The sequence below is a fragment of the Bacteroides sp. 1_1_14 genome, assembly GCF_000162515.1.
Classification (GTDB): domain Bacteria; phylum Bacteroidota; class Bacteroidia; order Bacteroidales; family Bacteroidaceae; genus Bacteroides; species Bacteroides thetaiotaomicron.
Genome location: NZ_GG774706.1, coordinates 151167 through 158439, shown reverse-complemented (window position 1 = coordinate 158439; position 7273 = coordinate 151167). Strand labels below are relative to the sequence as shown.

General features: G+C 43.6%; 7 protein-coding genes. 6 read left to right on the top strand and 1 reads right to left on the bottom strand.

The features are described from left to right. Positions 1–82 precede the first annotated feature (82 nt). From HMPREF9007_RS11920 to HMPREF9007_RS11930, 3 genes are all read left to right on the top strand, one after another. Positions 83–325, top strand: a complete 243-nt coding sequence (locus tag HMPREF9007_RS11920; protein ID WP_008761778.1) for a hypothetical protein — start codon at positions 83–85, stop codon at positions 323–325. A gap of 72 nt (positions 326–397) precedes the next feature. Next, positions 398–1042, top strand: coding sequence for a thymidylate synthase (locus HMPREF9007_RS11925; protein WP_004326020.1), 645 nt, complete (start codon positions 398–400; stop codon positions 1040–1042). A gap of 95 nt (positions 1043–1137) precedes the next feature. After that, positions 1138–1992 carry a DNA adenine methylase gene (locus HMPREF9007_RS11930; protein ID WP_004326018.1) on the top strand — a complete coding sequence of 285 codons (855 nt, stop codon included), beginning with the start codon at positions 1138–1140 and terminating at the stop codon, positions 1990–1992. Positions 1993–2119: 127 nt separating this feature from the next. Here HMPREF9007_RS11930 and HMPREF9007_RS11935 read toward each other — a convergent pair whose 3' ends face one another. Next, on the bottom strand, positions 2120–2731 hold the full coding sequence (locus HMPREF9007_RS11935; RefSeq protein WP_008761777.1) for an RNA polymerase sigma-70 factor: 612 nt from the start codon (positions 2729–2731) through the stop codon (positions 2120–2122). 195 nt (positions 2732–2926) lie between these two features. Between HMPREF9007_RS11935 and HMPREF9007_RS27720 the strand changes: the two genes are divergently transcribed. The 3 genes from HMPREF9007_RS27720 to HMPREF9007_RS11945 are packed head-to-tail and all read left to right on the top strand — an operon-like array spanning position 2927 to position 7270. Next, positions 2927–3364, top strand: coding sequence for a FecR domain-containing protein (locus HMPREF9007_RS27720; RefSeq protein WP_277754671.1), 438 nt, complete (start codon positions 2927–2929; stop codon positions 3362–3364). Continuing rightward, positions 3361–3834, top strand: coding sequence for a FecR family protein (locus HMPREF9007_RS27715; protein ID WP_277754670.1), 474 nt, complete (start codon positions 3361–3363; stop codon positions 3832–3834). The genes HMPREF9007_RS27720 and HMPREF9007_RS27715 overlap by 4 nt, the downstream gene beginning before the upstream one ends. 58 nt (positions 3835–3892) lie before the next feature. Beyond that, positions 3893–7270 carry a TonB-dependent receptor gene (locus tag HMPREF9007_RS11945; RefSeq protein WP_008761776.1) on the top strand — a complete coding sequence of 1126 codons (3378 nt, stop codon included), beginning with the start codon at positions 3893–3895 and terminating at the stop codon, positions 7268–7270. Positions 7271–7273 lie beyond the last annotated feature (3 nt).

Here is a 7273-nt window from a genome sequence, read left to right as displayed (position 1 = left end):
CAAATACCCTCTGTCACGGTTTGACGTTTTTTTTGTTGTCTAAAAAATGATTGGCGATGCAAAGATATAATTTTTTTGTTGTATGAAAGTGATTGAGATATTAAACTTTAACCGGGAGCTGTTGAAAAGGCTTCAGGCGGCCGGCATCCGTCTGGAAGATGCCCGGTATATCGACCTGTACGCGGACTATACCCGCCTACTCGATCAAGGTGAAAAAGTCTCGTATGCTGTGGCCGTATTGTCCGAAAAGTATTCGGTGAGCGAACGTAAGGTTTATGCCTTGGCGAAACGATTCCAGAGCGACTGCAAGACGCTTGCAGTGTGAACGGGTTGTTTTATGTCGTAGGGAGTGCCGTTTCCCCTTATCTTTAGGGTGTTTCAAATTTAGAAGGAGGAAATGGCTATGAACAAGTATTACCGTATCCTGGACAAGATTCTTGCCACGGGAAAAACACAGACCAACAAGAAGGGAAATATACAATACCTTCTGAACGAGCAGCTGTCACTGACACCGGCGGACCTGCTTGACATATTCGAGGGGCATAATATCGCCCGCAAGAAGCTCCGCAGCGAGTTGCAGTTATTTATGCAGGGTGAGCGCAACGTGGAGAAGTACCGGGAGGCCGGCATCAACTGGTGGGACTATTGCGGCTCCATCCTGGTGAACAGTTACCCGACCTATTTCGAGAAGCTGCCTCCGTTGATAGCGAAAATTAACCGGGAGAGGCGCAACAGCAAGAACTACGTGCTTTTTCTGGGCGAAACCGGTGCCGAGAGCAACCAGGCACCCTGTTTGAGTCTGGTACAGTTCCAGTTAGATGGCGGTGAACTGGTTCTGTCCGCCTACCAGCGCAGCAGTGACGCAAACCTCGGGCTACCTTCCGATATTTACCACCTGTACCTGATGGCGCGGCAGATAGAACTTCCCTTGAAGTCGATCACTCTCTATCTGGGCAATGTACATATCTACGAGAATAATATCCCGGGCACCCGTGCGCTGATCGCCGGTGACGAGACGGTCCGCTTCGGGTTGAACGTGTAGTTTGCTGTATATGTCTTGCAGCGGGAACAGTTCATGTTTCCCGCTGTTTTTCGTTTATTCTGTGGACCTTTGCGGCCGTTTTAAAGCAGAATGAAATGAGAAAGATGTATTTGTCCGCCCCGCTTCCTTTCGTGGGGCAGAAACGCATGTTTGCGAGGGAATTTATCAAGGTGCTGGGACAGTTCCCGGACAGCACCGTGTTTGTGGACTTGTTTGGCGGCTCGGGCCTGCTGTCACATATTACCAAATGTGTCAGGCCTGATGCCACCGTTGTGTATAATGACTTCGACAACTACCGCTGCCGACTTGTAAATATCCCGGCCACCAATGTGCTGTTATCCGATTTGCGTCGGATAGCTGAAGGGGAACCCAGAAACAAACGTATAACCGGGGAGGTTCGCGATAAAATGTTTGCTCGTATTGAGAGGGAAGAAAAAGAGCACGGTTACGTGGATTATATCACGGTTTCCGCATCCTTGTTGTTCGCCATGAAATATGTGACCAGTTTGGAAGGAATGAAGAAAGAAGCCATCTACAATAGGATTCGGCAGACAGACTATCCCGAAGCAAAGGATTATCTGGAAGGACTGACTATAACCAGCGAAGACTACAAGGAAGTATTCAAACGTTACAAAGATGTTCCGGGTGTGGTGTTCCTGGTTGATCCGCCGTACCTCTCCACCGAGGTGGGTACTTACAAGATGTTCTGGCGTCTGGCTGACTATCTGGATGTACTAACCGTTCTGAAAGGGCATTCGTTCGTGTACTTCACCTCGAACAAGTCCTCCATTTTAGAACTGTGCGACTGGATGGACCGAAACCCATTTGTCGGCAGCCCATTCAAGGAATGCAGGAAAGTGGAGTTTAGTGCAAGCGTAAACTATCAAGCTAAATATACAGACATGATGCTGTACACGAAGCCGGATGAGGTGTCAGGTATAGCAGCCTAACAATTGCATAAAGATAGGAAATTATTTTGAATCTGCAATGGCTTTTAAATGATATTTTAAAGCCATTTAAAGAGGGTTCAAGTGAAAGAAAAACGGTGGGCTTTGATCATGCTGAATAGGACCGCGCTCACCGTTTTTCTTGTACGCGTCGTTTTTGTACTTTTTGAAACGCATCGTTTTTGTTAAGCGGCACGTCTGGTTTTTCCGGATTTACTTTCAAGAATTTCAAGGCCTTACCCATATGTATTTCTACAGTCTTCTGACTGATACCAAGTCTCTCGGCTATCTCCTTGTAACTCAGATTTTCTTCACGACTCAACAGGAAACATTTTCTTTGTTGCTCAGGAAGTGAATTGATTAACCGATCAATGAAATTTTTTAGTTGGGAAGCACAATAATCTTCCTCCACAGTAGTGGAGTTATAATAACCTTCGTTTCCATAGGCTACCAGAACAGAGGTTTTGAAAAGATTCTCATTTACTCTCTTCTTATTTCTATTAAATACTATGTTTCGGGTAACAATAAAGAGAAAACCTTTGATATTTTCATCTTCCTTCAGTAAATGTCTTGACTCCCATAGCTTCACAAACACATCCTGAACAATTTCCTCTGCATCAGCAATTGTAGTAATATACAATCGGCTAAAGTCATAAACCTGACTCCAATACTCGTTATACAAATCAATAAACGCCTGATGATCACCGCCTTTAATAGCCAACACTCTTTCTCTTTCGTTCATATTTGTGCAAATATTAGTGACAACAAAGCTACACATTATTTAAAAGATGCAAAAATAAAACACATTTTTTTTTATATCCGATAGGGGTAAATGTAATATGGGGAGTATTTAGTATGTAACCGAAGTCAATAACAATTATTATCACTAATGAACAGAAGCATGAATTCAATAGAACTCATTAATATTATAAAAAAGATGTTAGCCGACAGACTGACAACTTCCGAGAGGGAACAGCTTCTCAATGAGAAGCCTATGATTAACTTTCAGTCTCAACAATGGGATAAAGCTCCTAAAGCTCATATACAAGATCATGTTGCCCCGCACACTATACTCAATAAGATTATGGTCAGCTGCCGGAACGAAAAACAGCCTGTAGAGAGAAACAAAAAATACTATCGTATCGGACATTCCATCGCTGCCACTGTTGCCCTCTTCATTATCGGCTTTTGGATTGCTAACAATATTTCATCATCCGACATTAACATCAGCGCTCCAATGAATGATAAGCTGGCAGTTATGCTGCCGGACAGCTCGGAAGTATGGCTCAACGCAGCTTCTCAAATTCGCTATCACAAGTCATTCCTGAACAACAGAGAAATCTTCCTGGAAAAAGGAGAAGCTTTCTTAAAGTGAAAAAAGCTCAGGGAGCACCTTTCAGGGTTTATTTCCGGGAATCTCATATCGAAGTAACCGGAACGGAATTCAACATCAAAGCCGGACACATGGAATCAGAAATTACCCTGTTCACCGGCTCCATTAAATTCCAGGCAGAGGAAGGACAGCAAGAACTGCCAATGAAACCGTCTGAACGAATCGTATACAATACCCAGGCTAAATCAATTGTACGCACGAATATTGATATCAACGAGTATGACTGGCGCTCAAGCAAATATCGCTTTACCAACAAGCCATTGCAGGAATTTATCGATTTTATCAACCGTTCCTATCATGTAAACATCATAATTAAAGAAGAAAAGCTCAAAAAGCTGAAGTTCAACGGAACCATACGTAAAGACGAGCCGCTTACCAATATCATCGAAAAGATATGCATCGGCCTTGACTTGAAAGAAAAACAAGAAAATAACAACATCATATTATATTAATACATAAGAATCAATTTATCAATATATTCACTATTAACCTTTTAGAAACATGAAAAACATGCATTTTAGTAACAGCATACTCAGATATGCCGTTCTATTGATTTGCTTCCTTCCAATGGCTCTCTACGCTCATGGCGCACAAGGAAAGAGAATCATTCTCAAGGGTCAGTCTATCACCATGCAACAGGCTATTCAGCTGATTGAAGAAAACAGCCAGTACACATTCTTCTTCAAGTCCGGCGTTGTCGCCAATGACGAGAAAAAGGACTACGATTGCGAAGGAGACATTAACGAGATTTTAAGAAAAGTATTCAGTAACAGCGGAATCGACTATGTCATCAAGAATAATGAGATTATCTTGAAAAGCGCGAAAGCAGAGGCAGTTCAGCAAAAAAGTCAGGGACCGAAAAAGTCGGAAATCGTAGGTGTGGTAGTCGACGCCAATACAGGTGAATCCATTATCGGTGCTTCCGTACAAATCAAAGGGGCTGCTACAGGAGTAATCACCAACATTGACGGAAAGTTCACGATCATGGCTGCTCCTTCGGATGTTATTCTCATTTCTTATGTAGGATACACACCCAAAGAAATCAAGATCGGTTCACGCAAAGTGTTATCCATCGATTTGAATGAAGATGCCAAGCAATTGGAAGAAGTAGTCATCACAGCTTATGGTACAGGACAAAAGAAAGCCAGTATGGTAGGCTCTGTTGAATCTATTAAACCAACTGAATTAAAGGTACCTTCTACCAATCTGTCTACTGCATTTGCCGGACGTCTGGCTGGTGTTATTGCCGTCCAGAAAAGTGGTCAGCCGGGAGCTGATGGCGCCAACTTTTGGATTCGCGGTGTTTCGACCATGAACGGAGTCACCGATCCACTAATCATTCTGGATGGTGTGCAGGTAAGTTCAAGTGACCTGAATAATCTTGATCCCGAGATTATCGATAGTTTCTCTATCCTGAAAGATGCTACCGCAACAGCGATGTACGGTACCCGTGGTGCCAACGGTGTGATGATTGTAACCACCAAATCGGGTATGAATCTGGATAAGCCGATTATCAACTTCCGTATGGAAGCACAAATGTCTCAACCGACCAGTACCCCTAAATTCGTAGACGGTGCCACTTACATGGAACTTTTCAACGAGGCCGTAAACAATGACAATAGCGGTGACGTGCTTTACAGCCAAGATAGAATTGACGGAACACGTGCCGGATTGAATCCTTATATCTATCCGAACGTAAATTGGTATGACGAATTGTTCAAAGACGCTTCTTATAGCGAAAAGTTCAACTTTAACATCCGTGGCGGTGGTAAACGTGTAGACTACTTCTCCAGCATCTCTGTCAACCACGAATCCGGTATGTTGAAGAATCGTTCAAAGGATTTCTTCTCCTATAATAACAATATTGAAATCATGCGCTATAACTTCCAGAATAACATCAACGCCAAATTGAGCAATTCTTCTAAGTTGTCCTTGCGCCTGAACGTACAGTTGCGTGACATGACTACTCCTAACCAGGGAGTAGGAGCCATCTTTACCAATGCCATGAATACATCACCTGTTGAATTCCCGGTATATTTTCCGGATGACGGTGAAACACCTTATATTAAATGGGGAGCTACAGAACGTGTCAACGCCGACTATCAGACCAACCCGGTAGCTCAGGCTGCTACAGGCTACAACAAAGGATTCCAAAGCACAGTCATTGCAGCACTGGAATTTAACCAGAAGTTGGATTTCATCACCGAAGGTCTGAGTTTCAAAGCACTGGCTTCATTCAAGAACTGGTCGAGTTCCGAGAACAAACGTGAAGGGAAGTGGAACAAATTCGCACTGACCGGATACGAAGACGATGGCAATGGTGGCTACACCTACACAACAAGCCGTATTGGAGACGAATATACGACAAACCTGACCGCAAAGAATACAAATTCCGGTGACCGCCGTTTCTATTTGGAAGGAATGGTCAATTACAGCCGTACATTCGGTGAACATGACGTCAATGCGATGCTAATCTATAGCCAGGACGAACTTGTAAACAACACACCGGGCGATGGGAACTTTATCGGTTCATTGCCTCAACGCAAACAAGGTCTTGCAGCACGCGCCTCCTACGCTTATGCCGGAAAGTATATGGCTGAAGTGAACGTAGGATACAATGGATCGGAGAACTTTGCCAAAGGACACCGTTTCGGTCTGTTCCCCTCCATTGCCGCAGGTTATAACATCAGTGAAGAATCTTTCTTCAAACCTTTGAAAAACGTTGTTTCTAAATTGAAGCTACGCGGTTCGTGGGGTCTGGTAGGTAACGACCAGATTAATGGCAGCCGTTTTATCTACATGTCTCAAATTGACCTGGGCGGCAAAGGATTTACAACAGGTGTCAATCAGAATGTAACCTACAATGGTCCCGTTTATCAACGCTATGCCAATGAAGATATTACATGGGAGGTAGGAGAAAAGATTAATTTTGGAGTCGATTTACAATTGTTCCACTCTTTAGACCTTACTTTTGATATCTTTCGCGAAAATCGTCGCGACATCTTCCAGGAGAAAGGTACCACTCCGACATATATGGGTACGGCTACCACTAAAGTATACGGCAACCTGGCAGCTATGCGCAATCAGGGATTTGAATTAGCAGCCAGCTATAACAAGCAGTTCAACAAAAACTGGTTCGTCAGTTTCAAAGGAACTTTCACGTATGCACATAATGAAATCACCAAATATGATGAATCACCGAAATACCCATGGCAGTCAAAAATCGGAGTCAGTGCCAATAAGAATGCCATTTATATTGCCGACGGACTCTTCATTGATGCAGCAGATATTGCCAACCACCAACAACAATTGGGAGCGGCAGTGATTCCAGGAGATATCAAATATATCAATATTTCAAGAGACTGGTACGGATATGATGATAACCTGACAGATACAGACGACTGGGTATGGGCAAAACATCCCGGCGTACCGGAGATTGTATATGGCTTCGGTCCCTCTATTAAATGGAAGAATCTGGATTTCTCCTTCTTCTTTCAGGGAGTAGCCAAAACCTCCTTCATGGTAAAAGATTTCCATCCCTTCGGTGACAGTATGCTACGCAACGTACTTTCATGGGTGGCAGACGAACGCTGGAGTCCCGACAATCAAAACACCAATGCGACTTACCCGCGCTTGTCACGCAAAACCAATAACAATAACAACAAGTTGTCCAGCTATTGGGAGCGTAACGGTGCCTTCCTGAAATTAAAGAATGCTGAGATCGGATATACCTATAAGAATATGCGTTTATACATCAGCGGTTCTAATCTGATGACCTTTGCTCCGTTCGATCTGTGGGATCCTGAACAGGGTGGTGGCAGTGGTCTTTCATATCCGACCCAGCGCGTATTCAACATTGGATTCCAAATGACTATTAACAACAAATAATAC